Consider the following 25,173-nt stretch of genomic DNA (forward strand, 5'->3'; position numbering starts at 1 on the left):
GGCTGCGCCCCAGCTCGTGGTTATAGCCACGCACGCCGCTGTCGGGAGGGAGCGGGCGATCGATCAGCACCATATCCAGCTTGTGGCGGGCCAGTTCACTGAACAGCTGCTCGGCCCGCTCCTCGTGACACACCAGCCGCAGCGGCGTTGCCAGCGCCATGGCGGGGGCCAGCAGCTCGAACGCCAGAGTACGGGGTACCGAATCGGCGATCCCCACCTGCATTGTCAACTCTTGACTGGCGTGGCGCAGGGTGTGCTCCAGCTCGGCGCCGAGCGAGAAAATCGCCCCCGCCTGCTCCTGCGCCTGCCGCCCGGCGGTGGTCAGCACCAGACGCCGCCCCACCCGGTTGAACAGCGCCACCCCGAGGGACTGCTCCAGCTCTGCAACCTGACCGCTGATGGTCTGCGGCGTGAGATGCAGCTGTTCGGCGGCCTGCGTCACGCTGCCGCTGCGTGCCACATGCCAGAAGTAGTAGAGCTGTTTGTAGTTGAGCATGCCGTTCCCTATCAGTTTTTACCGAACAACCATCAGCGAGAATCTGATTTTATCGAAACATTGCGGGCTCTAGCATGCAACCATTATCTGAACTGCCCTGCGAACCATCATGCTGGACATTGTTGTACTCTTCTTTCTGTTTGGTCTGCTGGCCGGTCTGGTGCGATCCGAGCTCAAGCTGCCTCCCGCCCTCTACGACACCCTCTCTCTCTTTCTGCTACTGGCCATCGGCCTCAAGGGCGGCGTCGGTCTAGCCCAACAATCCCTGCAACCCCTGCTGCCGCAACTTGCGCTGGTGATCCTGCTCGGCGTGGTGCAGACCCTGCTCGGCTTTGCCGTGCTGCGCCTCAAGATGAACCGGGTGGATGCCGCCGCCACCGCCGCCCACTATGGCTCGGTCAGCGTCGCCACCTTTGCGGTCGGGGTGAACTGGCTCACCGAGCGGGGCATCAGCTTTGAATCCCAGCTCTCCATCTTCTTGGCTGTAATGGAGATCCCGGCCATTCTGGTGGGCATAGTGCTGGCTCGCGGGGTCAGTCGCCAGACTCAATGGCGCATGCTGGCCCACGAGACCTTCCTCGGCAAAGGGGTCACCCTGCTGCTGGGCGGCATGGCCATCGGCTATCTGGCTGGTCCGGACGGGATTGCCCCGCTCAAACCGCTGTTTGTCGACCTGTTCAAGGGGGCGCTGGCACTGTTCCTGCTGGAGATGGGCCTCATCGTCGCCCGCCAGTGTCAGGATCTGCGCCGCCATGGCCTGTTCCTGCTCGGCTTCGCCCTGTTGATGCCACTCGCCTCGGCGGGGCTGGGATTGGCTGCTGGCCAGCTGATGGGGCTCTCCCTCGGCGGCCTGACCCTGCTCGCCACCCTGGCGGCAAGCGCCTCCTATATTGCCGTGCCGGCCACCATGCGCATCGCAGTGCCTCAGGCCAACCCGGGGCTGTCTCTCAGCGCCGTGCTGGGGGTCACCTTCCCGTTCAACATCATGCTGGGGATCCCGCTCTACCACAGCTGGGCCCGCCACTTCACGGAGTAGCCACATGCAGACCGAGACCCGCACCCTGCTCACCGTCATCACGGAGGCAAATCTGGAGCCTACCCTGCTGCGCACTCTCACCCGCGAGGGGCTGCGCGGCTACACCATCACAGATGCCCGCGGCAGGGGGGATCATGGCGAGCGCAACGCCAGCTGGAGCGAGAGCGGCAACATCCGGCTGGAGGCCATCTGCAGCCGGGAGCAGGCGGAGCGGCTGCTGGCCCACCTGCAGAGTCGTTACTACCCCGATTACGCCATGATCGCCTTTCTGCAACCGGTAGAAATCGTGCGACCCGAGAAATTCTGAGCCGGCTTGCCGGCTCTTTTTGCTTACCAAAAGCAAACGTTTAACAGCAAGGAACCAATACACATGAACACCCCTCCGCTGATCGGCCTGGTAATGGGCTCCGACTCCGACTGGCCCGTGCTGCAGGCCGCCGCCCGCATCCTCAAGGAGCACGGCGTACCCTACGAGGCACAGGTGGTCTCGGCCCATCGCACCCCGGATCTGCTGTTCGAGTATGCCGCCACTGCCCGCGAGCGCGGCCTGCGTGCCATCATCGCCGGAGCCGGTGGCGCCGCTCACCTGCCGGGCATGGTCGCCGCCAAGACCACTCTTCCGGTGCTGGGGGTGCCTATCCCATCACGCCATCTCAAGGGAATGGACTCGCTACTCTCCATCGTGCAGATGCCCAAAGGGGTGCCAGTCGCCACCTTCGCCATCGGCGAGGCGGGGGCTGCCAACGCCGCCCTGTTTGCCGTCTCTCTGCTCTCCGTTGCACAAGACGGCGACGCCCCCCGCTACCGGCAACAGCTCGACGACTTCCGCACCCACGAGCGAGATCGGGTGCTGGCACTGCAACTGGAGGAGCCGACATGATCCTGCCTCCCGCCACCCTCGGCATGCTGGGGGGCGGCCAGCTTGGCCGCTACTTTGTGATGGCCGCCCACCGCCTCGGCTATAAGGTGGTGGTACTGGATCCCGACCCGGCCAGCATCGCCGGGGCCGCAGCCGATCACCATATTGTCACCCCCTATGACGACACCGCAGCCCTGCACGAACTGGCCAGCTACTGCGAGGCCATCAGCTGCGAGTTCGAGAACGTGCCTGCCACCACCCTCGCCCTGCTCGAAAAACAAAAGCCGGTGCGCCCGGCCGCCAGCGCGGTGCGCATCTGTCAGGATCGCCGCGAGGAGAAAGCCTTTCTGCGCGGAGCTGACATCCCGGTCGCCCCCTATCTGGCGCTAGTGCCGGAAGAGCCCATCCCCGCACAGACCAGCGAACTCTTGCCTGCCATTCTCAAAACGGCCCGCGAAGGGTACGACGGCAAGGGGCAGTGGCAGGTGAGCGACCTGGATGAGCTGACGACGGCGCTGGCAGCTAGTGGCGTGCCCTGCGTGCTGGAACAACGGCTGGCGCTGGAGGGGGAGTTTGCCCTGACCCTGGCCCGCAGCCCGAGTGGCGCCATCAGCGCCCTGCCGCTGGTGCAAAACTGGCACAGCGGCGGCATCCTCGATCAGACTCGCTCCCCGGCCAATGTGCCGGTGCTGGAGAGCGAAGCCAAAGGGATCGCCGAGCGGCTGATCGCAGCCCTCGATTACGTCGGGGTGCTGACGGTGGAGTTCTTTCTGGTGGAAGGTCGATTGCTGGTCAACGAGCTGGCGCCCCGCCCCCACAACTCGGGTCACCCCAGCCTCGACAACGCCGCATGCAGCCAGTTCGAGTTGCAGGTGCGGGCCCTGTGCGATATGCCGCTGCCGGAGCAGATCGCCGTGCGCCCCGCCCTGTTAATCAACCTGCTGGGGGATCTCTGGCAAAACGGCACGCCCGACTGGGCCGCCCTGCTGGCGTTGCCCGGCCTGCATCTGCACCTCTACGGCAAGGGCGAACCCCGCCCCGGCCGCAAGATGGGCCATATCACGGTAACCGGTGACGAGTGGCCAACGGTGGAGGAGCGCTGCCGTCAGGCCCGCCAGCTGCTGGGGCTAGCGCCACGCTGATCGAGCATCGGAAATGCAAAGACCCGGGCATGCCCGGGTCTCTGTTTTTGCTTGCTATGGCAAGGAGGCTTATCAGGCCCGCTCCACCGCTACCGGTGCCGGCAGACGAATGGTGAGGGAGAGCACCAGCGCCACCACCAGCAATACCAGGATCAGGTGGAAGGTCGCCATAAAGCCGCCAAACAGGGAGGCCACGATGGAGCCGATGATGCTGCCCAGACCAAAGCCCAGATAGATGACGCCGTAGTTCTTGGTCAGGTTGTTGAGACCGAAGAAGTCGCTCACCAGCGAGGGGTAGACGGTGATGGTGCCACCGAAGCTGAACGCCACACAGGCGACCGCCACAAAGAACAGGTTGGCATTGAGCGGCACGAACAGCAGCAGCGCCATGCCCGCCAGGGTAATCAGCTGGGCAATGGTGATGACCCGGATGCGGGACATCTTGTCGGAGAGGATACCCAGCACCAGACGGCCACCCAGGTTGGCCATGGCGATGATGGCGACGGCATTGGCGGCGACTACAGCAGGCAGACCCACCATCTTCTCGCCGATATCCTTGGCCACGCCGATGACATAGAGGCCACTCATGCAGGCGGTGAGGAACATCAGCGCCAGCATCCAGTACTGCGGCTTGCGCATCGCCTCAGCCAGAGTGAAGTCACGGCTCTCGCTCTGCTGCACGGAAGCGGCCTGCTTGGGCGCATCCTTCATCAGCATGCCGCCCACCAGCACCATGGACATGGCGATCAGCCCCCACAGCTGGAAGGTGGTCTCAAGGCCGGAGCTGGAGAGCAGCAGCAGGTTGATGTATTTGAAACCGAGACTGCCGAGGCCATAGGCACCGATGGAGCAGGCGGAGATGAGCCCCTTGCGCTCCGGGAACCACTTCACGCAGTTGGAGAGGGTCATCAGGTAGCCGGTACCGTCGGCAAAACCGACCAGAATGCCCGCACAGAGGTAGAGCATCGCCAGATTGCTGGCATGGGCGGTGAGGAAGAAGCCGATGCCGAGCAGCACACCAGCACCGAGGGTCACGTTGCGCACCCCGAACCGCTCCTGCAGCTTGCCCGCCATGGAGGAGGCGACCGCCAGCGAGAGGCTGAGCAGGCCGAAGGCGAAAGCGACCTGACTCACCGGCTCGTCCAGCTTGTCGGAGAGCTGGGCGTTGAACAGGCTCCAGGTATAGACAGAACCCAGTGCAAACTGGGTGATGATGGTACCGATCAGTGTCAGGTACCGGGTGCGATTCATCTCTTTGGTCATGATGCGTCTCGGTCGATGGCCTTAAGGAAATTGAGGCCACTATAGGCAAGACGCAGCTCGCGCCGATCGATTAAGGCATGAAATGCAGATCGGCGGGAATGAATGACAATCAGAGCCGCATCAGCTGACGGAACGCCTTGATATTGCTGCGACTGACCGGCACTTCGAACGGCAGATCATGGAGCCGGATGAGATAGGTGCTGTTGAACCAGGGGACTATTTCGCGGATTTTGTTGATGTTGACGCAGTAGGAGCGGTGGCAACGGAAGAACCCCTCGGCAGGCAACCGGCTGACAAACTCGCTGATGGTCATGGTCATCACGTAGCGGTCATCACGGGTGTAGACATAGGTAAGCTTCTCGTCGGCTTCCGCGTAGTAGATCTGCTCGCAGGGGGTGACGATGATGCGCTCCCCCTTCACCAGATTGACGGTGCGATTGTGGGGGCTGCTCCCCTCGCCGCTCGCCTCCCCAGTGGTGGCTGGCTGCGACTTGCCCGCATGCTCGAGCTTTTGCAGCAGATTGATGATGCGCGGCTCGTTGTAGGGCTTGAGGATGTAGTCGAACGCCTCCAGCTCGAACGCCTCCACCGCAAACTCCTTGTAGGCGGTGACGAAGACAATGTGGGGCGGATGGCTCGACTTGTGCAGGTTCTTGGCCAGCAGCAGGCCATCGATGGAGGGGATCTGGATATCCAGAAACACCACATCCACCTCGTGATCCTGCAGGTATTTGAACGCCTCCAGCCCATCCTCGAAGCTCGCCACTATCTCGATCTGGCTGTGCTGATTCACCAGATAGATCAACTCCTCGCGAGCCAGATACTCGTCTTCTACTATGATCGCTTTCAGCATGACAACACCTCTCGCGGCACACACTTATCCTCAACCATGATGGCACTCAACATGGCATCGACTCCTGATCCGGCAGATAGAAACTCACCTCGGTACCCGGCTCCAGCCGCTTGAGGTGCAGGCCATCGCCATAGAGCAGCTTGACCCGCTGATGCACGTTCATCAGGCCGATGCTGCGGCTCTCCACCCGACCGGCGGCCACCCCGTCGATCACCGCCTGACTGATGCCGTAACCTGTGTCTCGTACCGATACCCGGATGCCGCCCGCCAGCTGCTTCACCTCGATGGTGACCCGACCCGGCGCGCTGCGGGGCTGGATGCCGTGCAGGATGGCGTTTTCCACCAGCGGCTGCAACAGCAGGCTCGGCACCTGAATGTGCACATCGTCCACCTCGAACACCACCTCCAGCTTGTCGCCGAAGCGGGCCTGCTCGATGGCCACGTAGTCGCGCACCTGCTGCAGCTCCTCCTGAATGTCAATGAGTTCATCCCCCTTGTTGAGGTTGTAGCGCAGGTAGTCCGCCAGATTGGCGATCAGCTGGCGCGCCTGCTGGGGCCGGATGCGGATCAGCGACGAGATGGCGTTGAGGGCATTGAACAGGAAGTGCGGGTTGATCTTGCTCTGCAGGGCGGTGAACTCCGCCTTGCGAGTCATCTCCTTGAGCTGCTCGATGCGCGACACCTCCATCTGGGTGGAGATGAGCTGGGAGAGGCCCACCGCCATCTCCCGCAGCGAACTGGTGATGCTGTGGGTACGGCGGTAGTAAATCTTGAGGGTGCCGCTCACCGAGCCGTTCTCCCGCAGCGGAATAATGATGACCGAGTGGAAATCGGAGAGGTGATACTGGCGCAGATCGTTGTTGATGATGATCTGGTCGAGCAGCACCGCCTGCTGGGTCATGCCGCTGATGGCGTGGTGCTCATCCAGCTCGTAATAGTCCTTGCCCACCCCGACATAGGCCAGCACATCATGGGTATCGGTAATGGCCACCGCATCGGCGCTGATATCGCGCCGGATCACATCGCACACCTGACTGAGGGAGTGGCGATCGATGTTCTGGAAGAAAGGCAGCGTCTTGTTGGCGATATCGAGCGCCAGCTTGGCCTGCTTGGCGGCAATCAGCTCCTTCTCGTCATCCAGATCCTGCACCAGCTTGATAATAAGGCCGATGCAGAGCGCCCCGGCGATCATCGGATAGGCGATGTGGTTGACGATCTCCACACCGACTTCGTGGGGCTCGGTCAGCAGCCAGATGAGCAGCATGGTGAGCCCTTCGCAGAGCATCCCCGCCAGAATGCCGTAGAGCCAGAGCCGCGACTTGCGGCAGCGTAGGTGCAGCCAAGTAGCGAGCAGACCGGCGATAATACTGGCGATAAGGCAAGGGATGGAGGTGTGGCCATCCATATCGATGAGATAGCGGTGCAGGCCGGAGATGACCCCGGCCGGTATGCCGACCCAGGGGCCGAACAGGATGCCGCCGGAGATGATGGCAATGATCCGCACGTTGATCAGCGCCCCCTCTACCGGAATGCCGGTGTAGGTACTGAACACCGCAAACAGGCCGAAGATGGAGGCCACCAGCACCAGCTCCGCCGGGGTGTGATCCCGCTTCTGGAATAGCCGCTGGAACGGCCGGGTGCGAGTCAGAAAGAAGAGGGTCATCAGCATCAGCGCCGCCCGTTCGAACACCGCTAGCAGCATCATCTGATTTTCAAGCATCCAGACCCCCTCTTGTCACTCGTTCAATCCGCAACCATCACCAAAAACCGGGGCCGGATAAACCAGCCCCAGCGACATCAACAATATTGGCCAGCCACCCAGCCGGAGGACCAGGCCCACTGGAAGTTGTAGCCACCGAGCCAGCCGGTCACGTCCACCACTTCACCGATGAAGTAGAGACCCGGCACCTTGCGCGCTTCCATGGTCTTGGAGGAGAGCTCGTTGGTATCGACGCCGCCCAAAGTCACTTCGGCGGTGCGATACCCCTCGGTGCCGTTGGGCAGGATCTGCCAGTCACCCAGCAGGTTGGCGATCGCCTCAAGTTCCCGCTCGTTGTACTGGCGCATCGGCTTGCTGACCAGCTGGCCCAGCTCCACCAGCTTGTCGACGAAACGCTTGGGCAGCTCGCGCCCCAGCACGGTTTTCAGCTCCTGCGCCGGGTGTGCCTGCGCCCACTCACGCAGGGCGGCCGGAATATCCAGCTCCGGCAGCAGGTTGATGTGGATCTTCTCACCCGCATGCCAGTAGGAGGAGATCTGCAGGATGACGGGGCCAGAGAGGCCGCGATGGGTGAACAGCATCGCCTCCTTGAAGCGGGTGCCATCCTCGGCGGTCACCGCCACCGGCAGGCTGATGCCCGCCAGATCGGCAAACGCCTCTTTCTCCGCCTGATGGAGGGTAAAGGGCACCAACCCAGCGCGGGTCGGCAGCACCTTGAGGCCGAACTGCTCCGCCAGCTTGAAGCCATACGGGGTCGCGCCCAGCTTGGGCATGGAGAGACCGCCGGTCGCCACCACCAGCGAGTGACAGCCGATCTCACCCTTGCTGGTGGTCAGCACGAAGCCCTCGTCCTGCTTGCTGACGGTGAGGATCTCGGTCTGGAACTGCAGGGTCACCCCGGCCCAGTCGCACTCTGTGAGCAGCACATCGACGATATCCTTGGCACTCTCGAGGCAGAACAGCTGCCCCAAAGTGCGCTCGTGATAGTTGACCCCGTGGCGATCCACCAGATCGATAAAGTCCTGCTGGGTGTAGCGAGCCAGCGCCGACTTGCTGAAGTGGGGATTCTCCGACAGGTAGGCGTGAGCGCCCGCCTGGTGGTTGGTGAAGTTGCAACGGCCACCGCCACTGATGAGGATCTTGCGGCCCGGCTTCTTGGCGTTGTCGAGCACCAGCACGGAGCGGCCACGGTAGCCCGCCTGCGCTGCACACATCAATCCGGCCGCACCGGCCCCGATCACCACCACATCGACCTGCTTCATCATCACTCACTTATCAAAATAGAAACGGCACCTGGCCAGAACCGAGATTGCCTCTGGCGGAACACAGCCATAGTGGCTGCACACCAGAATAAACAACGGCCCTTAAAAGGGCCGTTATTGTACTGGCTGAACACTAAGTGTCCACGACTATCAGGCGTTGCTATCCATGATGCTGGCAGGGGCGCCCTTGGCCAGTTCGGCCAGCTCCTTGTCGATGAAGTAGAGGCCTTTGCCATCTTCACCCACCAGACCCAGACGGTCGACGATGCTCTTGAACAGCTTCTCTTCTTCATGCTGCTCGGCCACATACCACTGCAGGAAATTGAAGGTGGAGTAGTCCTGGGTAGTGAAGGCTACGTGGGCCAGACCATTGATGCACTTGGTGATGTGATACTCGTGCTCCAGAGTGGTACGGAACACATCGCCCAGCGACTTGAACTCGTGGGGAGGGGCATCGATGGCACCCAGCTTGGGCATGGCGCCTGTCTCGCTCACATAGGTGAACAGACGCTCCATGTGCTGGCGCTCCTCGACCGCGTGTTGGCGCAGGAAGGTCGCCGCCCCTTCAAAGCCCTTGTCTTCGCACCAGGCGCTCATCTGCAGATAGAGATTGGAGGAGTAGAACTCCAGGTTAATCTGCTCGTTCAACTTCTCGATCATGGCTTGGGCCAGCATCTTGTTTCTCCTCAGTGATTTGGTATCGATTGTCGCCACACTCCCGCCGCGAATCAACCCGCCAACGAGAGGGAGATCCCGTTTCTTTCAGCTCAGGGGGTCAGCTCGCCAAGGGAGGCGACATCCACCGGCGCAGCATAATCGACGCCCGGCAGCTCGAAGCCGTTGAGCTGCATGAAATCCTGCCGCAGCCCGGCAAAGTCCCCCAGCGCATGGAAATTCTCCGGCGTCACCTTGGGCCAGAGCGCCGAAACGGCGGCCTGAATGGCCGGGTCGAGCTCGTAGTCATCCATCCGGATCAGCCGGTTGCCATCGGCCACCACCCCATTGGCCCCATACATCTTGGCGGCAAACAGTCGCTGCATCTGCTCGATGCAGCCCTCATGGACGCCGCGCTCCTTCATCACCCCCATCAGCAAGCCGAGATAAACCGGCAACACAGGAATATAGGCGCTCGCCTTGGTCACCAGCGCCTTGCAGACCGACACCCAGGCGTGACCGCCAATCTCGGCCAGCTGCAGGTTGATGGTCTCGGCGGTGGCGTGCAGATGCTCCTTAGCATAACCGATGGTGCCATCCCGATAGAGGGGATAGGTGGATTCGGGGCCGATATAGGAGTAGGCCACGGTTTGCGCGCCGGGGGCGAGACAATCGGCCTGCTGCAACGCCTGCATCCAGAGCTGCCAATCCTCACCCCCCATCACGGTGACGGTGTCGCGGATCTCCTCCGGCGTGGCAGGCGCAAGCGACTGCTGCACCAGCGTATCGCGCTCCAGATCCAGCCCCCAACCGCTAAATGGCTGGCCGGTGGTCTTGAGCACAGAGCGCACTTGCGTACCGTCGGGCAGCACTCGGATGCCACTCGCGAGCGAATAGATCACCAGATCCACCTGCCCCAGCTGCTGGCGGATGGTGTCGATGGCCTGCTGGCGCATGCCATCGGAGAAGGCATCGCCAATCAGGTTGATGGCGATACGTCCCTCCTGCTCTGCCTCCTTGCGAAACCAGATGTTGTTGTACCAACCGGCACTGCCCAGCCCCTTGTCGGAGGGGCCCCGCTCGAACGAGATGCCAATGGTGTCGGCACCGGCACCAAAGGCGAGCGCAATGCGCGACGCCAGCCCGAACCCGGAGGAGGCCCCCAGCACCAGCACCCGCTTGGGGCCGTTGAACGGGCCAGCGGCCTTGATACGTTCGATCTGCTGCTGCACGGCGGCGCGACAGCCGATGGGGTGACAGTTGCGGGCAACACAACCTTGAATCTGGGGATGAATGATCATGGGAAGGCCTCCAAAGAAACTGGCTACAGCATAACCAAATCGAAGGAGATTAACTTGATGCCGGATCGCTATCAGTCAGAAAAGCAGCAGGAAATGAGGCAGAAAAACAAAAGGGAGCACGTGGCTCCCCAAAGCGGTATTCAGATGCTTTTTGTTGTTTTGTGTTCATTGCGAAGCACGGGCCCATCCTATGCCTCTCCCCCCTGATCGGCAAGCCGGGGGGTGTGACCGGCGTCAAACTCTTGTTTAATTTATAGGCAAATAGTGGTTAATAACTGAGTGGCTGACCCTGTGTCACACGTGATTAAACTCATTTAAATCCCAAAACTGTGCCTGAGGCACCATTTTAGTTTCAGCAGAGATTGGTATAGTGGACTGAAGGATCGGTAAGGAGAACCCCCATGAGTGGAACAACCTATTACAAGCATATTCTGGCTGCGATCGACCTCTCTGAAGATAACCGCAAGGTAATCGACAAGGCGGTGGACAGAGCCCGCTCCAACGGCGCCAAGCTGTCGGTTATCCATGTCGATGTGGACCTCAAGGATCTCTACACCGAGATGATCGATATCGACATCGACAACGTGCAGGATCAGGTGATCGCCGAAGCGAAAGAGAAGCTGGAGGCCTTCCTCGCCTCGGTGGACTATCCCATCGAGAAGAAGCTGGTGATCTGCGGCGATCTGAGCGAGCGAGTCAATCAGGCGGTCAAGGAGTACCAGATCGATCTGCTGGTGTGCGGCCATCGCCAGAGCTTCTGGAGTCTGCTCACCTCGAGCGCCCGTCAGTTGATGAATACGGTACCCTGCGATCTGCTGGTCGTCCCCTTGCAGAAGTGATGAAACCGGCGTAGTTTGATTTGCTATGAACATGACCGCATTCAATCACAACTACTGGTGGTGCTGCTCCTAAACAGGCGGCACCGCGTTTCTATTGTAAATTTCCCAAAGAAAACACCGTGACCGCCGAGAGGCGGTCAACTGTTTTTATCCCTTTGTCGCCTCCCGGCTCACACAACTGGAGAGAGTGACATGCACAACCCTGTAATCCTGACTGGCGATCGTCCCACCGGCAAACTGCACATCGGCCACTATGTCGGCTCCCTGCGCCAGCGCGTCGAAGCCCAGCACCACTACCGTCAATTCGTGATGATCGCCGACTTGCAGGCGTTGACCGACAACGGCCACAACCCGGCCAAGGTGACCGACAACGTACTGGAGGTAATGGCCGACTATCTGGCGGTCGGCCTCGACCCAGCCAAGACCACCTTCTGTCTGCAAAGCGCCCTGCCCGCCCTCGCCGAGCTCACCTGCTACTACCTCAATCTGGTCAGCGTCGCCCGGCTGGAGCGCAATCCCACCGTCAAGGCGGAGATCCAGCAGAAAGGGTTCGAACGCACGCTGCCAGCCGGTTTTCTGGTCTATCCGGTGAGTCAGGCCGCCGACATCACCGCCTTTCGCGCCAGCCATGTGCCGGTCGGGGAGGATCAGCTGCCGATGCTGGAGCAGACCAACGAGATCGTCCGCCGCTTCAACTCTCTGGTAGGCAAAGAGGTGCTGACCGAGTGCCAGCCGATCCTGAGCGACACCGGCCGCCTGCCCGGCATCGACGGCAAGGCCAAGATGTCCAAATCCCTCGGCAACACCATAGAGCTCGGCATGTCGGCGGAAGAGGTCAAACAGGCGGTGGTCGCCATGTATACCGACCCCAACCACCTCAAGGTGAGCGATCCGGGTCAGGTGGAGGGAAATACGGTGTTCGCCTATCTCGATGCTTTCCACCCCGACAAGGCGCTGGTCGCCGAGATGAAGGCCCACTACCGGCGCGGCGGGCTGGGGGACATGCGCTGCAAACAGGTGCTCAATGACTGCCTGCAAACCCTGCTCGCCCCGATGCGGGAGCGCCGGGCCGCGGCCATCGCCGACAAGAAGATGCTGCTGGAGCTGCTCTATCAGGGCACCGAGCAGGCTCGCATCATCACCGATGAGGTATTGGCGGAGGTGAAAGGCGCCATGGGGCTGGATTACTTCGCCAGCATCCGCTGAGCGGGAGTCCCGAGTGCATCGTCGCCGTAGAGGTCGAACACCAGCTGGTGCAGCAGGCTCTTGAACCAGCCGATCGCCTCGTCATGGGCGGTGAGCGGGTGCCCCGCCATCAGGTAGACGATGGGGATGGCGGGGTCTAGCTGGTGCATCCGCAGCGGGTAGTAGCGGCAGAAGTGGCGCCCGATCATCTCGGGCACCACCACCAGATAGCGGCCGGTCGCCATCAGTGGCGGCACCGCCATAAAGCTTGGCAACCGCACGCCCAGCTCCCGCTCCACCCCGAAGCGGGCCAGCCAGAGCTCCACCATCGCCTGACTGTGACCCCAGCTGGAGGTATGTATGTGGGGACGGCTCACCAGCTCGACCGGAGTCAGCACATCGGGCAACTCGCTACCGAGTGGCGACAGGCAGACCAGCGGGTTGTTGAACCACTCCTCCCGCCACAAGCGCGGTGAGAGGTGATTCGCCCCGGCGAAACCGATCACCAGATCCAGCTCCCCCTTTTCCAACTCCCGCTCGTAGTTGCTGTCGGCCAGCTCGCACACCTCCAGCCGACAGTGAGGGGCCTGTCGATGGAGCCTCTCCACCAGCACCGGCACCAGCCCGTGCTCTACTGAACCCGGGGTGGCGATGCGGAAAATCCGCCGTGCGGTCGCGGGATCAAACCCTTTGGCCTGCCGCAATCCCTGTTCCAGCATCGCCAGCGCTTGGCGCACCGGCCCTGCCAGTGCCTTGGCCCGCTCGGTCGGCATCATCTCGCGCCGACTCATCACGAACAGCGGATCATCCAGCGCCCCCCGCAGCCGCCCCAAGGCGTGACTGACGGTGGATTGGGAGAGATGCAGCCGTTCGGCGGCACGGGTGACGTTGCGCTCCTGCATCAGCATGTCGAATACGGCGAGCAGGTTGAGGTCAAGACGGGCGAGCGAGCTATCCATCGATATTAGCCATAGTTAAATGCCAACAATTCATTTTTACCATAGTAACAGATTGCCTAGAATGCGCTGGCTTAATACATCGGAGATTCAAATGCGTAGCTATCTGTTATTGCTGGCCATTGGCCTGCTGTGGGGTTCCCAATTCATTTTCATGCACCAGGCCGTTGCCGAGTTGCCCCCCATTCTGGTGGCTGCCGGTCGTGCCCTGTGCGGCAGCCTGACCCTGGGTCTGCTCTGCCTGTTCATGCGGCTCAAGAGTGAGCACACCCCGTGGCGCACCTATATGCTGATCGCCCTGCTGGATGCCACCATCCCCTTCATCATGGTCGCCTGGGGCCAACAGTACGTGGATAGCGCCATCGCCGCCGTGGTCATGGGTTGTATCCCGTTTGTGACTATTCTGGCTGCACCGCTGTTTATTTCTGGTGAAAGAATAACCAAAACCGGTCTGCTTTCCGTGATCATCGGCTTTGCCGGTGTGCTCACCCTGTTCTGGCCGAAACTCTCCCAGGGCATGAACGCCGGTCTGCTCGGTGCCATGGCCATCCTGCTGGGAGCCAGCTGCTTCGCCATCGGTCTGCTGATGATCAAGCGCTTCGCCAAGGACCATCCGGTCGTGGTCGCCCGCAATATCCTGATCTCCTCGGCAATCCAGTTGCTGCTTGTCGCCCCCTTCATGGTTGATCTCAGCAGCCTGACCCTGCCGAGCACCCAGGCCCTGAGCGCGATCACCGTGCTGGGTACTCTCTGTACCGGTCTGGTCTACTTCCTCTACATGGCGCTGATCCAGAAGGCCGGCCCGACGTTCGCCTCCTTCAGCAACTATCTGGTGCCGCTGTTCGGCGTGATGCTGGGTGCCCTGTTCCTCGGCGAGCAGATCCACCCCACCACAGGTGTTGCTCTGGCACTGATCCTCGGCTCGGTCGCCATGAACCAGTGGGCGCAACAGCGTCGCATGCAGCGCGAGGTCTCCCTATGTCAGGCATCCTGACCACACTGTGCGGTGGTCTGGTACTGATTGCCGGCTGGCAGTATCGCCAGCGACTGGCCGGGATCCTGGGCCTGCTGATGGTACTGCTGCCCTGGTTCTTCGATAGCAAGCTGCAAGCCATGCTGAGCTATGCCCTGAGTGCCTGAATCACTTTTCTGAGTGTGTGAAGAGAGTTCATCTCTCCTGTTTTTGGGACTGTTTTAAAAAAACCTCCGATTTGTCCCCCGCTACCGGCGCTCTGCGCCGGTTTTTTTATGCCTGCCAGCCGGCGTCAGATCAGATAGCGATAGCTGAGTCGCTCGTTCTTGCGCGGCCCGGTGATCTGCCAGCTCAGCAAGAAACCGCCGTCTATCTCGGTCAACTCGGCGCTGTAGTGATCCGCCCCGCACAGATGGGGTTCGGCGGTCAGCCAGCGGCCATCCCCCTGCGGCAGCAGCTCGAACAGCTCGACCGGCGCCTCATAACGCAGATGGGAGAGACGGATCCCCCGTTCGCTACGCTGCCACCAGAAGCGGTTGTGCATGGCGAGTTCCCTGCCATGGGGCGTGGTGTAGCGACCCTGCTCGTTAAACAGCCAGCCCCCCTGATGATCGGTCACCTGCACACGCCCCTCGCCCCGACCATTCCAGTCGGTCGCCGACCCCTCGCCATTGCTGGCGGTAAAGGAAAATGCTCCGACCTGTGGCAATCGCGCCCATAACCGCTGGATTGCCGCTTCCATCTCGGCCATCATAGCCTCCTTAAAATTGACAACTGACGATAAATCAAACACATGAACTACTTGATAGGGGTCACCCTGCTCTGGTCATTCTCCTTCAGCCTGATCGGGGTCTACCTCGCTGGCCAGGTGGATGCCTACTTCTCGGTGCTGACCCGCATCGCCCTCGCCAGTCTGGTGTTTCTGCCCTTCCTGCGCCGCCGCTGGCTGCGCCCCGATCTGGCGGCCAAGCTGATGGCGCTGGGCGCCATCCAGCTCGGCATCATGTATCTCTTCTACTACCACTCCTTCCTGCTGCTGACAGTGCCGGAAGTGCTGGTCTTTACCATCTTCACCCCCATCTACGTCACCCTGCTCCACGATCTGCTGGAGCGCCGCTTCAAGCCTGTTTATCTGTGGGGTGCCCTGCTGGCGGTGCTCGGGGCTGCCGTCATCCGCTTCGACGGCCTGACCGAGAGTTATGTGCTGGGATTTCTGGTGGTGCAGGGGGCCAACCTCTGTTTCGCCCTGGGTCAAGTGGGCTACAAGGTACTGCTGGCAAGGGAGGCGGAGCAACCGCCGCAACTGGCGGTGTTCGGCTGCTTCTATCTGGGAGCGCTGGTGATCGCATTGCCCACCTGGTGGCTGCTGGGCAAGCCGCAATACCCAACGTCAGGGTTGCAGTGGGGCATTCTGCTCTGGCTGGGGGTGGGAGCCTCCGGCCTCGGCTACTTCCTCTGGAACAAGGGGGCGACGCTGGTCACCAGCGGGGTGCTGGCCATCATGAACAATGCGCTCATTCCGGCCGGCTTGCTGGTCAATCTGCTGCTCTGGGGCAAGGATACCGATCTGACCCGACTGACCATCGGCGGCCTGCTGATGCTGGCCTCGCTCTGGGTCTGCCAGCGTGACAAGCGCGGCCTACCCTGACCGCACTCAGCCGACGACGGTGTTGTGCTCCCGTCTGGCCTGACTGTGACAGCTGGCCAGCCGGGCCAGCAGATGATCGAGCTGCTCGCCAGCCTGACTCTGCACCAGCCCGATGCTGACGGTGACCGGCCGCTGTGACAACAGGCTGGCATCGGCAATCTCGAGGCGCAGCCGCTCGGCGATCTCCAGCGCACTCATCCGCTCGGTCTGGGAGAGCATCAGGATAAAACCGTCCTCATCCCAGCGGGCAAAGGGATCTTCCCGCCGCAGTTCGTGGCGTACGATACGCGCCAGCTTGGCCAGCATGGCGTCGCAAGCCGCTTCGCCAAACAGTTGCTGGATTTTAGCCATGTGATCGACCGAAAACTGCAGCAGACTGAAAGTGCCGCTCTCGGTCGCCAGCCGCTCTTCAAGCAGTTGCTCGAAACGGCCACGGCTCTCCAGACCGGTCAGCGGATCGGTGCCATGTCGCTCCTCCACCAGCACGGCAGCGGGATCGAGGTGACGGACAACCCCCAGCAGATAGCCCCGCTCATCGCGACGCATCCGCTCTTCCAGCCGGATGTAGTGACCGTGATGATGCAGAATGCGGTATTCGAGGCGCAGACCGCTGCTGCGGCCGCTCTGGCAGGCGAGCAGGGCATCTTCCAGCCGGGCAACATCGTCGGGATGCACCCGATCCAGCCAGCCAAGATCATCCGGCCAGCACTCTCCCAATCCCAACAGGCGCAGGCAGGAGGGATCACGCTGCAGTCCGTGTTGGGCTGACCAGCTCCAGATCCCCGCCTCCAGCAGCGCCATGGCATCAGACAGCAGACCCGGATCAAGCCGGGCAGTCACATCGACCAAAGGTGTCTTGAGCATTTCCATGGGGCGCCTCGAAACAGGATCTGAATACCTGCTCAATAAGTAACATTGGCGTTCACGCCGAGCAACAGGGTCAGAGCGCTTTTCCCTGATACCCGTTCATCAAGGTCTGCCAGTTCTCCGGTACGAAGTGGAAACTGGTATGCAGTTGAGACTCTTTATTGAATGAACGGAGCAAGCGTTCCAGATTGGCCTTCTGCCATTCGCCGGGGGAGCGGATCGCACCCTTGTCAAAATCGATCACCCACACCTTGCCCTCTTTATCGAGCAGCAGGTTGTGGCTGTTGAGATCGGCGTGATAGACCCCGGCATCGTGCAGCTGGCGCACCGTCTGGCCTATCTTGTGCCACACCTCGGTCGCCACCGGCCCCTGCTTGAGCAGCGCCACCATATCCTTGGCACCGCGAATTCGCTCAATCAGGATATCGGCGCGATAGAAGGGGCCCTGTTTGACCATGCGGGCACCAAACGGACGCGGCACCGGCAGCCCCAGCTCGCACAGCTTGGCCAGCAGGGTGTATTCGGCCATGGCACGGCTCGACTCGACCCCTTCGAACCAGAAGCGATCCCGCACCACCTTGCCCACCATGCCGCCGCGATAGTAGTGGCGCAGTACCAGATGGCGGGACTCATCCTTGACGAACCAGGTCACTCCCCGCCCGATGGAGGTTCCCACCACCTGACGGTTGTTCTGCCACCAGGCAGGATCGAATAACTGGGGAGAGGGGTCGCGAAAGGCCCCTTCGGCATACCAGCAGATCTGGTTGTGTTCGGTCTGTACTCGCATCGTGGAGATCCCGCTCGGTGGGTCATGGATCGCAATTTTTCAATTGGCGATGAGGCTGCCGCTCTGGCATGCCCGCAATAGTGGCCTTTAATCAACGACGTGCAGAGACAGGTCATGGCGCTGGGCCCGGCCTATCCCGGCTGACGATTGTGCGCAATTTTACAATCCAGAGGGGAGTTTGCATAATGCCATCCACCCTTTTTGCCAGCCGTGCGCCACAACATGCCGCTATTTCAAACGCCCCCCTCCTCCATCTGCATCCTGCGGCTCTCCGCCATCGGGGATTGCTGCCACGCACTGGCGCTGGTGCGCGTCATCCAGCGGGAGTGGCCACAGACCCGCATCACCTGGATCACCGGTAAAATCGAAGCAACCCTGTTTGCCGATCTGCCCGGCGTCGAGGTGATCCCCTTCGACAAGAGCAAGGGATGGCGCGGCTATCGCGATCTCTGGCAGACCCTCAAGGGGCGCAAATTCGATGCCCTGCTCCACCTGCAGGCAGCGATGCGAGCCAGCATCGCCACCCTCGGCATCAGCGCCAAGGTCAAACTAGGGTTTGATCGGGAACGGGCCAACGACGGCCAGTGGCTGTTCACCAACCACAAGGTGCCTTCGCCTGCCTCCCCCCATGTGCTGGACGGTTTCCTCGCTTTCGCCAAAGAGCTCGGCATCCAGGATCTGACCCCGGATTGGCAGCTGCCCATCAGCGCCGAACATCAGGCGTGGGCAAGGGAGAAGATTGGCGGCAAACCGACCCTGCTGATCTGCGCCGCCGCCAGCAAGGCCTTCAAGAACTGGACGGCCGCAGGCTATGCCGCGCTGGCGGATCACGCCGCCAGCAAGGGCTTTCAGGTCTATCTCTGTGGCGGGCCGGCCAAACTGGAGCGGGATCTGGCTGCCGACATCCAGCGCTTAAGCCAGAGCAAGCCGGTCGATCTGGTGGGGCAGACCAACCTCAAGCAGCTGCTGGCGCTGATTGGCGAGGCGAGTCTGGTACTGGCCCCCGATACCGGCCCCACCCATATGGCCACCATAGTGGGCACGCCAGTGATCGGTCTCTATGCCCACCACAATCCGGCCCGCACCGGCCCATATCTGTGCCGCGACTACGTGGTCAGCGTCTATCAGGAGCTGGTCGAGCAGGAGACCGGCAAGCCGCTGGCCGAATTGAGCTGGCGCACCCGCCTCAAGGATCCGGAGGCCATGCGAAAAATCACCAGCGAGCAGGTGATCGCCGCCTTCGATCGGCTCTGTGCCGATCGTCAGCTGCCGTAGTGACAGGGCACCTCGGGAATTCCGAGCCATCAGGCAGGGATAACCTGATAGCCTCTGCCCTCAGCCAAAGGCACAATGCAGGCTGATGTGGGTTACGCTCCCGCAGCAAGCTACGAATACTTTGATCGGCTGGAATATGATTCCGGCCGTTTTTTTATTCGCCGCATTCTGGTAAAATTCGCCGCCTTTACATCCTCCTGACTCAAGAATTTTCCGCGTTTTGCGTTTGGCTGTCTCCCTTTCGGGCACAAGACGGCGGTCTCTGCTACAACCAAAACAGCGGTTTCGATTAAAGGTAATAATATGGCGCAACAAGGCACTCTCTATATCATCTCTTCTCCGAGCGGCGCGGGTAAATCCAGCCTGCTCAATGCCTTGCTGACCAACCACAATCAAGCTGGCAAGATGCAGCTGTCGGTTTCCCACACCACTCGCGCCACCCGTCCTGGCGAAGAGCACGGCGTACACTACCACTTCGTTCAGGTGGAAGAGTTCAAGGCACTGATCGAACGCGGTGATTTTCTGGAGTGGGCCGAAGTGTTCGGCAACTACTACGGCACCTCCCGCGCCGCCATCGAAGCCTGTCTGGCGAAGGGGATCGACGTATTCCTCGACATCGACTGGCAAGGTGCCCGCCAGATCCGCGAGCAGATGCCGACCAAATCCATTTTCATCCTGCCCCCCAGCCGGGAAGAGCTGGAACGCCGCCTGATTGGGCGCGGTCAGGACAGCGCCGAAGTGATTGCTGGCCGGATGGCGAAAGCCATTGCCGAAATGGTGCACTACGACGAGTATGACTATGTCATTATCAATGAAGACTTCGAGCAGGCGCTGTTCCAGCTCAGGTCCATTATTGAGTGCCAACGGCTGGAGATGCGTCACCAGCAACAGGCTCAAAAAAACTTGCTGCAACAGCTACTGGCAGAGTAAGCCAAAAACAAGTAAACTTTTGCGTCATTTTTAAACACTGCTTTTCTAAATACAGAAAGCCCAAACACTGGAGTCCTGCATGGCACGCGTTACTGTAGAAGATGCTGTAAAACAGGTAGGTAACCGTTTTGACCTGGTGCTGGTCGCCGCGCGCCGCGCTCGTCAAATCGCGGTACAAGGCAAAGATCCCCTGGTCGACGAAGAGAACGACAAGCCGACTGTGATCGCCCTGCGTGAGATCGAGCTGGGTCTGGTGAACAATCAAGTGATGGACACCCAGGACCGCTACGAACAGCAAGAGCAGGAAGCCGCCGAGCTGGCTGCCGTTGCTGCCATCGCCGAAGGCCGCGGTTAAGTTATTCCTCCGGTTGGCACCCGCCCGGGTGCCGACTGTTCATCCCCATTTACAACCGCTCGAAAACCTCGCAAACTCAGGGCTATACCCTCAATTCCACGAATTGCCGTTTCACCGCTGCGGGGACTGTCTTGTATTTATTTGAAAACCTTAAAGAAATAGCCAGTTCCTACCTGCCACCAGAGCAGGTTGAGAAGCTCAAGCAAGCCTATGTGGTGGCCCGTGATGCCCACCAGGGCCAGATGCGTTCCAGTGGCGAACCCTACATCACCCACCCTGTTGCCGTTGCCCGAATCCTGGGTGACATGCGCCTCGATCATGAAACCCTGATGGCCGCCGTGCTGCACGACGTCATCGAAGACACCTCTGTCACCAAGGCCGATCTGGCCGAACAATTCGGCAATGCGGTTGCAGAACTGGTGGCCGGGGTCTCCAAGCTCGACAAGCTGAAATTTCGCGATCGCAAAGAGGCGCAGGCCGAGAACTTCCGCAAGATGGTGATGGCAATGACCCAAGATATCCGGGTCATTCTGATCAAGCTGGCCGACCGCACCCACAACATGCGCACCCTGGGCTCCCTGCGCCCTGACAAACGCCGCCGCATCGCCCGGGAAACCCTCGAAATCTTCGCCCCCATCGCCAACCGCCTCGGTATTCACACCATGAAGAACGAGCTGGAAGAGCTGGGCTTCGAGGCGCTCTATCCGATGCGATCCCGCGTGCTGCGCGAATCGGTGCGCCGCGCCCGTGGCAATCGCCGCGAGATCATCGACTCCATCCAGAGCGAAATCAGCGGTCGCCTGAAAGAGGCGGGGATCGAGCATCAGGTCAGTGGCCGCGAGAAGAATCTCTTCTCCATCTACAACAAGATGGAGAAAAAAGAGCTGCAATTTCATGAGGTAATGGATATCTACGCCTTTCGTGTCAAGGTGAAGGACATAGATACCTGTTACCGGGTGCTGGGGCAGATGCATAGCCTCTACAAGCCGCGCCCCGGCCGCTTCAAGGATTACATCGCCATCCCCAAGACCAACGGCTACCAGTCGCTGCACACCTCTCTGGTGGGGCCGCACGGGGTGCCGGTGGAGGTGCAAATTCGCACCGAGTTTATGGACCAGATGGCCGACAAAGGGGTTGCCGCCCACTGGGCCTACAAGCAGGATGGCGACAGCTCGGGCACCACTGCCCAGATCCGCGCCCAGCGCTGGATGCAGAGCCTGCTGGAATTGCAGCAGAGCGCCGGCAGCTCGTTTGAATTCATCGAAGGGGTCAAAACCGACCTCTTCCCCGACGAGATCTACGTGTTCACGCCGGAAGGACGCATCATGGAGCTGCCCGCTGGCGCCACGCCGGTGGACTTCGCCTACACGGTGCACACCGACATCGGCCACGCCTGCGTTGGTTCACGGGTCGACCGCCACCCCTACCCGCTCAGCAGCCCGCTGCACTCGGGTCAGACGGTGGAGATCATCACGGCACCGGGGGCTCGCCCCAACGCGGCCTGGCTCAACTTCGTGGTGACCACCAAGGCGCGCTCCAAGATCCGCCAGTTCCTCAAGAACCTGCGCACCGAAGAGTCGGTGGTGCTGGGTCGCCGCCTGCTCAACCATGCGCTGGGCGCCAAGAATATCGAAGACATCCCCGAGCCGCGCATCAAGCAGGTGCTGGCCGATACCAAGCATGAGAACCTGCAGGGGCTGCTGGCCGATGTGGGCCTCGGCAACGCCATGAGTGTCATGGTGGCGCGCCGCATGCTGGGGGATGAACTACCGCCGGAAGAGCAGCCCAAAACCAGCAGCAAGAAGATGCCGATCAAGGGTGCCGACGGCATGCTGGTCACCTTCGCCAACTGCTGCCGTCCGATCCCGGGGGATGCCATCATCGCCCACATCAGCCCGGGCAAGGGTCTGGTGATCCACCAGGAAGCCTGCCGCAACATCAAGGGCTACAGCAAGGAGCCGGACAAGTACCTGCCGGTGCAGTGGGAAGTGGACAAGGAGCAGGAACAGGAGTTCCGCACCGGCATCAGCATCGAGATCGTCAACCATCAGGGTGCGCTGGCCGAACTGGCCAACGTGATTGCCGCCACCGGCGCCAATATTCACGCCATCAGCACCGAAGAGAAGGATGGCCGGGTCTATCAGGTCAGCCTGCTCATCACCACCAAGAGCCGCATCCACCTGGCCAACATCATGCGCAAGATCCGCGTGATGCCCAACGTGCTCAAGGTGAGCCGACAGAAGAACTGAACACAGGCGGCGCAAGCCGCCTGCTGCTTTTATAGAGACAAGCCATGACCCCCGAACGCTTCAAGCGCATCACCGACATGCTGGCCCAGCGTCAGCTCGATTTGACCGTCTGCATGGAAGAGGTCCACAAACCTCACAATCTGGCCGCCATCGTGCGTACCGCCGATGCCATCGGCATCCACCGGGTACACGCCGTCTGGCCCAAAACCTGGATCCACAAGCGCAAGGGCACCGCCCGCGGCAGCCAGAACTGGGTGGATGTAAAACTGCACCCGGACATCGGCAGCGCCGTTGCCGAGCTGAAAGCTTCAGGCATGCAGATCCTGGCGACTCACCTCTCAGACAGCTCGGTCGATTTTCGCGCTATCGACTACACCAAACCGACCGCCATTCTGGTGGGTCAAGAGAAGCACGGCATCGGTGAAGAGGCGCTGGCACTGGCCGATCACCATATCGTCATTCCCATGGTGGGCATGGTGCAGTCCCTCAACGTCTCGGTCGCCGCAGCCGCCATCCTCTACGAGGCGCAGCGCCAGCGCGAGCTGGCCGGTTGCTATCAACGCGGCTGCCCGCTCACGCTGGAGGAGCAGAACAGCATCCTGTTCGAGGGGGGTTATCCTATCTATGCCCAGCTCTGCAAAGAGAAAGAGATGCCCTACCCCCAGCTCGGCCCGGCCGGTGAAATTCTGGCGGACGAAGAGTGGTGGCAACGGATGCAGCTGACCCGCAAAGGGTGGGCGCAGCAGAGCGAGCAGGACGATCCGCAGGAGGAGTGATGGATAACCCTTTTGGCAGCTGGCTGGAATCGCAAATCATCCGGGATCACCTGACCAACCCGAACATAGAGGCCGGCGACTACAGCTACTACTCCGGCTACTACCACGGCAAGCCGTTCGAGGATCACTGCGTCCGCTACCTGCTCGGCGATGGCTCGACCCGCGACACCTGGGAGAGCGGCCTCTGGGGCGAGGTGGATCGGCTGATCATCGGCAAGTTCTGCTCCATCGGCTCGGGCGCCACCTTCATGCTGGCGGGCAATCAGGGACACCGGCTGGATTGGGTTTCCACCTTCCCGTTCAATCCCGACACCTTTGGCGAAGGGGCCCGCAGCGGCTTTCTGCGCAAGGGGGACACCCGGATTGGCAACGATGTCTGGATCGGCTCGGAAGCGATGATCATGCCCGGCATCACCATAGGTGATGGCGCCGTCATCGCCACCCGCGCCGTGGTGACCAAAGATGTGGCCCCTTACACCATAGTCGGCGGTAACCCGGCCCAACCGATCCGCCGTCGCTTCAGTGATGAGCAGATCCTCATGCTGCAAGAGATGCAGTGGTGGGACTGGCCCCTGCCCCGCTTGCAAGCCAGCATGGCGCTGCTCTGCTCGGGGTATATCGCCGCCCTTTATCACCATTGGCAACAGGAGTGTGCCTGATGAAACCCCTCTCTCTTTCCCTGTTGGCCCTGACCCTGTTTTCTGCCGGAGCCCTTGCCGTGACCAATACCTATCAGCTCACCAGCGAAGCCGATGTACCCAGCCTCTACCAGCAAACCCTGCCCGACTTCTGGCGCCAGCATGCGGTGGAAGGAGAGTTCAAGGGCAAGGATGGGGTGACCATCCGCTATGCTGCGCTGCGGCAAGCCAAGGTTGATCGCGCCATCCTGATCGTCAATGGCCGGGTCGAGAGCTACCTCAAGTATCAGGAGCTGGCGTGGGATCTCTGGCGTCAGGGCTACAGCCTCTACCTTATCGACCATCGCGGTCAGGGGATGTCCGACCGGATGCTGAATGACCCGCAGAAGGGATATGTCGACCAGTTCGACGATTATGTGGTCGATCTCAAGCATTTTCACGACCAGATCATCATGGCGGACCAGCCTGCCAAGCTGTTCCTGCTGGCCCATTCCATGGGCGGCGCCATCTCGGCCCGCTATCTGGAACGCTGGCCCGATGATATCAAGGCGGCCGTGCTCTCCTCCCCCATGCTGGGCATCAATCTCGGCGGTCTGCCCAAGTGGCTGGCCAAGGGATTGGCTAGCACCATAGGCACGGTCGGCGGTTGGATTGGTGAGCCTCCCTACGGCCCCGGCCAGGGCGCATATCAAGATCACGGCTTTGCCGATAACGAACTGACTCACAGCCAGCCCCGCTATCAAGCCTTCCGCCAAATCTACGAGCAGCACCCGCAGATCAAGCTGGGTGGCGCGACCGCGCACTGGATTTATCAGGGGATCACCGGTGCCGATGCCGCCATTGCCGATGCGGGCGCCATCAAAACCCCGCTGCTGGTGCTGCAGGCTGGCAACGACAGCGTGGTGGACAATGCCGCGCAGGATCGCTTCTGCACCATTGCCAAGTGCGAAGGGGGCAAACCGCTGCGGATCGAGGGGGCCTGGCACGAGCTGTTTATCGAATCCGATGACAAGCGCCAGCCCGCCCTGACCGCGATGGTCGACTTTTTCGCCCGCTTCTGAGCTGGCTATTTTTTGTAACCCTAAATAAATGGGGTGACAGTGCGGGCT

The 25,173-nt window shown here is 61.1% G+C and carries 27 protein-coding genes; 16 read left to right on the forward strand and 11 right to left on the reverse strand.

The window, feature by feature from the left end; genetic code table 11:
• On the reverse strand, nucleotides 1-496 hold a 496-nt coding region (locus tag AB5Y92_RS09775; RefSeq protein ID WP_368226661.1), incomplete at its 3' end, for a LysR family transcriptional regulator.
• A gap of 109 nt (nucleotides 497-605) precedes the next feature.
• On the opposite strand from AB5Y92_RS09775, the gene AB5Y92_RS09780 reads away from it, so the two are divergent.
• The 4 genes from AB5Y92_RS09780 to AB5Y92_RS09795 all read left to right on the forward strand — a co-directional run bounded on the left by AB5Y92_RS09780 (nucleotide 606) and on the right by AB5Y92_RS09795 (nucleotide 3,533).
• On the forward strand, nucleotides 606-1,532 hold the full coding sequence (locus AB5Y92_RS09780) for a sodium-dependent bicarbonate transport family permease (protein WP_164535765.1): 927 nt from the start codon (nucleotides 606-608) through the stop codon (nucleotides 1,530-1,532).
• Nucleotides 1,533-1,536: 4 nt separating this feature from the next.
• Nucleotides 1,537-1,839 carry a hypothetical protein gene (locus tag AB5Y92_RS09785; RefSeq protein WP_005321666.1) on the forward strand — a complete coding sequence of 101 codons (303 nt, stop codon included), beginning with the start codon at nucleotides 1,537-1,539 and terminating at the stop codon, nucleotides 1,837-1,839.
• Nucleotides 1,840-1,902: 63 nt separating this feature from the next.
• A complete protein-coding gene (gene purE / locus AB5Y92_RS09790) occupies nucleotides 1,903-2,412 on the forward strand; it encodes a 5-(carboxyamino)imidazole ribonucleotide mutase (RefSeq protein WP_139394789.1) in 510 nt (169 codons plus the stop codon).
• On the forward strand, nucleotides 2,409-3,533 hold the full coding sequence (locus AB5Y92_RS09795) for a 5-(carboxyamino)imidazole ribonucleotide synthase (RefSeq protein ID WP_164535764.1): 1,125 nt from the start codon (nucleotides 2,409-2,411) through the stop codon (nucleotides 3,531-3,533). The genes purE and AB5Y92_RS09795 overlap by 4 nt, the downstream gene beginning before the upstream one ends.
• A 72-nt stretch (nucleotides 3,534-3,605) precedes the next feature.
• Here AB5Y92_RS09795 and AB5Y92_RS09800 read toward each other — a convergent pair whose 3' ends face one another.
• The 6 genes from AB5Y92_RS09800 to fabV form a co-directional block, all read right to left on the reverse strand.
• Complete coding sequence (locus tag AB5Y92_RS09800; RefSeq protein ID WP_040069602.1) at nucleotides 3,606-4,796, reverse strand: MFS transporter; 1,191 nt, start codon at nucleotides 4,794-4,796, stop codon at nucleotides 3,606-3,608.
• Nucleotides 4,797-4,905: 109 nt separating this feature from the next.
• On the reverse strand, nucleotides 4,906-5,649 hold the full coding sequence (locus AB5Y92_RS09805; RefSeq protein WP_058052680.1) for a LytTR family DNA-binding domain-containing protein: 744 nt from the start codon (nucleotides 5,647-5,649) through the stop codon (nucleotides 4,906-4,908).
• Between the two features lie 46 nt (nucleotides 5,650-5,695).
• Entirely contained in the window at nucleotides 5,696-7,369 is a 1,674-nt protein-coding gene (locus AB5Y92_RS09810) for a sensor histidine kinase (protein WP_005339222.1), read from the reverse strand.
• 77 nt (nucleotides 7,370-7,446) lie between these two features.
• Complete coding sequence (locus tag AB5Y92_RS09815) at nucleotides 7,447-8,631, reverse strand: NAD(P)/FAD-dependent oxidoreductase (RefSeq protein ID WP_080764968.1); 1,185 nt, start codon at nucleotides 8,629-8,631, stop codon at nucleotides 7,447-7,449.
• A gap of 150 nt (nucleotides 8,632-8,781) precedes the next feature.
• Nucleotides 8,782-9,306 carry a non-heme ferritin gene (gene ftnA, locus AB5Y92_RS09820; protein WP_005339225.1) on the reverse strand — a complete coding sequence of 175 codons (525 nt, stop codon included), beginning with the start codon at nucleotides 9,304-9,306 and terminating at the stop codon, nucleotides 8,782-8,784.
• A 92-nt stretch (nucleotides 9,307-9,398) separates the two neighbouring features.
• Nucleotides 9,399-10,586: an enoyl-ACP reductase FabV gene (fabV, locus tag AB5Y92_RS09825; protein ID WP_201987623.1), complete on the reverse strand. Its 1,188-nt coding sequence runs from the start codon at nucleotides 10,584-10,586 to the stop codon at nucleotides 9,399-9,401.
• 401 nt (nucleotides 10,587-10,987) lie between these two features.
• Between fabV and AB5Y92_RS09830 the strand changes: the two genes are divergently transcribed.
• Together AB5Y92_RS09830 and trpS are read left to right on the forward strand one after the other, a co-directional pair.
• Nucleotides 10,988-11,425 (forward strand): universal stress protein, encoded by a 438-nt coding sequence (locus AB5Y92_RS09830; protein ID WP_040098275.1) that lies wholly within the window; start codon nucleotides 10,988-10,990, stop codon nucleotides 11,423-11,425.
• Between the two features lie 192 nt (nucleotides 11,426-11,617).
• The gene (gene trpS, locus AB5Y92_RS09835; RefSeq protein WP_201987625.1) at nucleotides 11,618-12,631 is read left to right on the forward strand and encodes a tryptophan--tRNA ligase; all 1,014 of its coding nucleotides are present in this window, start codon (nucleotides 11,618-11,620) and stop codon (nucleotides 12,629-12,631) included.
• Here trpS and AB5Y92_RS09840 read toward each other — a convergent pair.
• Nucleotides 12,610-13,569 (reverse strand): LysR family transcriptional regulator, encoded by a 960-nt coding sequence (locus tag AB5Y92_RS09840; protein ID WP_139735942.1) that lies wholly within the window; start codon nucleotides 13,567-13,569, stop codon nucleotides 12,610-12,612. The two genes, trpS and AB5Y92_RS09840, sit on opposite strands and share 22 nt — an antisense overlap.
• A gap of 91 nt (nucleotides 13,570-13,660) precedes the next feature.
• On the opposite strand from AB5Y92_RS09840, the gene AB5Y92_RS09845 reads away from it, so the two are divergent.
• Nucleotides 13,661-14,560: a DMT family transporter gene (locus AB5Y92_RS09845; RefSeq protein WP_005355734.1), complete on the forward strand. Its 900-nt coding sequence runs from the start codon at nucleotides 13,661-13,663 to the stop codon at nucleotides 14,558-14,560.
• Nucleotides 14,545-14,706, forward strand: a complete 162-nt coding sequence (locus AB5Y92_RS09850; RefSeq protein WP_139394794.1) for a hypothetical protein — start codon at nucleotides 14,545-14,547, stop codon at nucleotides 14,704-14,706. The genes AB5Y92_RS09845 and AB5Y92_RS09850 overlap by 16 nt, the downstream gene beginning before the upstream one ends.
• A 125-nt stretch (nucleotides 14,707-14,831) precedes the next feature.
• Here AB5Y92_RS09850 and AB5Y92_RS09855 read toward each other — a convergent pair whose 3' ends face one another.
• Nucleotides 14,832-15,293 (reverse strand): DUF6314 family protein, encoded by a 462-nt coding sequence (locus AB5Y92_RS09855; RefSeq protein WP_123174058.1) that lies wholly within the window; start codon nucleotides 15,291-15,293, stop codon nucleotides 14,832-14,834.
• A gap of 39 nt (nucleotides 15,294-15,332) precedes the next feature.
• Between AB5Y92_RS09855 and AB5Y92_RS09860 the strand changes: the two genes are divergently transcribed.
• Nucleotides 15,333-16,187 carry a carboxylate/amino acid/amine transporter gene (locus AB5Y92_RS09860; protein WP_368226665.1) on the forward strand — a complete coding sequence of 285 codons (855 nt, stop codon included), beginning with the start codon at nucleotides 15,333-15,335 and terminating at the stop codon, nucleotides 16,185-16,187.
• A 6-nt stretch (nucleotides 16,188-16,193) separates the two neighbouring features.
• Here the strand turns inward: AB5Y92_RS09860 and AB5Y92_RS09865 are convergent, their stop codons facing one another.
• Together AB5Y92_RS09865 and AB5Y92_RS09870 are read right to left on the reverse strand one after the other, a co-directional pair.
• Nucleotides 16,194-17,057 carry a sensor domain-containing diguanylate cyclase gene (locus AB5Y92_RS09865; RefSeq protein WP_040069586.1) on the reverse strand — a complete coding sequence of 288 codons (864 nt, stop codon included), beginning with the start codon at nucleotides 17,055-17,057 and terminating at the stop codon, nucleotides 16,194-16,196.
• A gap of 70 nt (nucleotides 17,058-17,127) precedes the next feature.
• Nucleotides 17,128-17,841: a 3-deoxy-D-manno-octulosonic acid kinase gene (locus tag AB5Y92_RS09870; protein ID WP_005339249.1), complete on the reverse strand. Its 714-nt coding sequence runs from the start codon at nucleotides 17,839-17,841 to the stop codon at nucleotides 17,128-17,130.
• A 222-nt stretch (nucleotides 17,842-18,063) separates the two neighbouring features.
• Between AB5Y92_RS09870 and AB5Y92_RS09875 the strand changes: the two genes are divergently transcribed.
• The 7 genes from AB5Y92_RS09875 to AB5Y92_RS09905 all read left to right on the forward strand — a co-directional run bounded on the left by AB5Y92_RS09875 (nucleotide 18,064) and on the right by AB5Y92_RS09905 (nucleotide 25,125).
• Nucleotides 18,064-19,116 (forward strand): glycosyltransferase family 9 protein, encoded by a 1,053-nt coding sequence (locus AB5Y92_RS09875; RefSeq protein ID WP_164535760.1) that lies wholly within the window; start codon nucleotides 18,064-18,066, stop codon nucleotides 19,114-19,116.
• Between the two features lie 303 nt (nucleotides 19,117-19,419).
• The gene (gene gmk, locus AB5Y92_RS09880; protein ID WP_005339253.1) at nucleotides 19,420-20,046 is read left to right on the forward strand and encodes a guanylate kinase; all 627 of its coding nucleotides are present in this window, start codon (nucleotides 19,420-19,422) and stop codon (nucleotides 20,044-20,046) included.
• 79 nt (nucleotides 20,047-20,125) lie between these two features.
• The gene (gene rpoZ, locus AB5Y92_RS09885) at nucleotides 20,126-20,401 is read left to right on the forward strand and encodes a DNA-directed RNA polymerase subunit omega (RefSeq protein WP_005307060.1); all 276 of its coding nucleotides are present in this window, start codon (nucleotides 20,126-20,128) and stop codon (nucleotides 20,399-20,401) included.
• A 131-nt stretch (nucleotides 20,402-20,532) separates the two neighbouring features.
• Nucleotides 20,533-22,650 (forward strand): bifunctional GTP diphosphokinase/guanosine-3',5'-bis pyrophosphate 3'-pyrophosphohydrolase, encoded by a 2,118-nt coding sequence (gene spoT, locus AB5Y92_RS09890; RefSeq protein ID WP_005339255.1) that lies wholly within the window; start codon nucleotides 20,533-20,535, stop codon nucleotides 22,648-22,650.
• Between the two features lie 44 nt (nucleotides 22,651-22,694).
• The gene (trmH, locus tag AB5Y92_RS09895; RefSeq protein ID WP_042063570.1) at nucleotides 22,695-23,426 is read left to right on the forward strand and encodes a tRNA (guanosine(18)-2'-O)-methyltransferase TrmH; all 732 of its coding nucleotides are present in this window, start codon (nucleotides 22,695-22,697) and stop codon (nucleotides 23,424-23,426) included.
• Nucleotides 23,426-24,085, forward strand: coding sequence for a CatB-related O-acetyltransferase (locus AB5Y92_RS09900; protein WP_368226667.1), 660 nt, complete (start codon nucleotides 23,426-23,428; stop codon nucleotides 24,083-24,085). Before trmH ends, AB5Y92_RS09900 begins: the two co-directional genes overlap by 1 nt.
• On the forward strand, nucleotides 24,085-25,125 hold the full coding sequence (locus AB5Y92_RS09905) for an alpha/beta fold hydrolase (RefSeq protein WP_368226669.1): 1,041 nt from the start codon (nucleotides 24,085-24,087) through the stop codon (nucleotides 25,123-25,125). Before AB5Y92_RS09900 ends, AB5Y92_RS09905 begins: the two co-directional genes overlap by 1 nt.
• The last annotated feature ends 48 nt before the right edge of the window (nucleotides 25,126-25,173 follow it).

It is taken from the genome of Aeromonas sp. R1-1 (assembly GCF_040908495.1).
In the GTDB taxonomy this organism is placed as follows: domain Bacteria; phylum Pseudomonadota; class Gammaproteobacteria; order Enterobacterales; family Aeromonadaceae; genus Aeromonas; species Aeromonas veronii.

Excerpts from the sequence above, each read along its gene's own strand:
- AB5Y92_RS09780 (WP_164535765.1), top strand. The coding sequence starts at position 606 with ATGCTGGACATTGTTGTACTCTTCTTTCTGTTTGGTCTGCTGGCCGGT.
- AB5Y92_RS09785 (WP_005321666.1), top strand. The coding sequence starts at position 1,537 with ATGCAGACCGAGACCCGCACCCTGCTCACCGTCATCACGGAGGCAAAT.
- purE (WP_139394789.1), top strand. The coding sequence starts at position 1,903 with ATGAACACCCCTCCGCTGATCGGCCTGGTAATGGGCTCCGACTCCGAC.
- AB5Y92_RS09795 (WP_164535764.1), top strand. The coding sequence starts at position 2,409 with ATGATCCTGCCTCCCGCCACCCTCGGCATGCTGGGGGGCGGCCAGCTT.
- AB5Y92_RS09800 (WP_040069602.1), bottom strand. The coding sequence starts at position 4,796 with ATGACCAAAGAGATGAATCGCACCCGGTACCTGACACTGATCGGTACC.
- AB5Y92_RS09805 (WP_058052680.1), bottom strand. The coding sequence starts at position 5,649 with ATGCTGAAAGCGATCATAGTAGAAGACGAGTATCTGGCTCGCGAGGAG.
- AB5Y92_RS09810 (WP_005339222.1), bottom strand. The coding sequence starts at position 7,369 with ATGCTTGAAAATCAGATGATGCTGCTAGCGGTGTTCGAACGGGCGGCG.
- AB5Y92_RS09815 (WP_080764968.1), bottom strand. The coding sequence starts at position 8,631 with ATGAAGCAGGTCGATGTGGTGGTGATCGGGGCCGGTGCGGCCGGATTG.
- ftnA (WP_005339225.1), bottom strand. The coding sequence starts at position 9,306 with ATGCTGGCCCAAGCCATGATCGAGAAGTTGAACGAGCAGATTAACCTG.
- fabV (WP_201987623.1), bottom strand. The coding sequence starts at position 10,586 with ATGATCATTCATCCCCAGATTCAAGGTTGTGTTGCCCGCAACTGTCAC.
- AB5Y92_RS09830 (WP_040098275.1), top strand. The coding sequence starts at position 10,988 with ATGAGTGGAACAACCTATTACAAGCATATTCTGGCTGCGATCGACCTC.
- trpS (WP_201987625.1), top strand. The coding sequence starts at position 11,618 with ATGCACAACCCTGTAATCCTGACTGGCGATCGTCCCACCGGCAAACTG.
- AB5Y92_RS09840 (WP_139735942.1), bottom strand. The coding sequence starts at position 13,569 with ATGGATAGCTCGCTCGCCCGTCTTGACCTCAACCTGCTCGCCGTATTC.
- AB5Y92_RS09845 (WP_005355734.1), top strand. The coding sequence starts at position 13,661 with ATGCGTAGCTATCTGTTATTGCTGGCCATTGGCCTGCTGTGGGGTTCC.
- AB5Y92_RS09850 (WP_139394794.1), top strand. The coding sequence starts at position 14,545 with ATGTCAGGCATCCTGACCACACTGTGCGGTGGTCTGGTACTGATTGCC.
- AB5Y92_RS09855 (WP_123174058.1), bottom strand. The coding sequence starts at position 15,293 with ATGATGGCCGAGATGGAAGCGGCAATCCAGCGGTTATGGGCGCGATTG.
- AB5Y92_RS09860 (WP_368226665.1), top strand. The coding sequence starts at position 15,333 with ATGAACTACTTGATAGGGGTCACCCTGCTCTGGTCATTCTCCTTCAGC.
- AB5Y92_RS09865 (WP_040069586.1), bottom strand. The coding sequence starts at position 17,057 with ATGGAAATGCTCAAGACACCTTTGGTCGATGTGACTGCCCGGCTTGAT.
- AB5Y92_RS09870 (WP_005339249.1), bottom strand. The coding sequence starts at position 17,841 with ATGCGAGTACAGACCGAACACAACCAGATCTGCTGGTATGCCGAAGGG.
- AB5Y92_RS09875 (WP_164535760.1), top strand. The coding sequence starts at position 18,064 with ATGCCGCTATTTCAAACGCCCCCCTCCTCCATCTGCATCCTGCGGCTC.
- gmk (WP_005339253.1), top strand. The coding sequence starts at position 19,420 with ATGGCGCAACAAGGCACTCTCTATATCATCTCTTCTCCGAGCGGCGCG.
- rpoZ (WP_005307060.1), top strand. The coding sequence starts at position 20,126 with ATGGCACGCGTTACTGTAGAAGATGCTGTAAAACAGGTAGGTAACCGT.
- trmH (WP_042063570.1), top strand. The coding sequence starts at position 22,695 with ATGACCCCCGAACGCTTCAAGCGCATCACCGACATGCTGGCCCAGCGT.
- AB5Y92_RS09900 (WP_368226667.1), top strand. The coding sequence starts at position 23,426 with ATGGATAACCCTTTTGGCAGCTGGCTGGAATCGCAAATCATCCGGGAT.
- AB5Y92_RS09905 (WP_368226669.1), top strand. The coding sequence starts at position 24,085 with ATGAAACCCCTCTCTCTTTCCCTGTTGGCCCTGACCCTGTTTTCTGCC.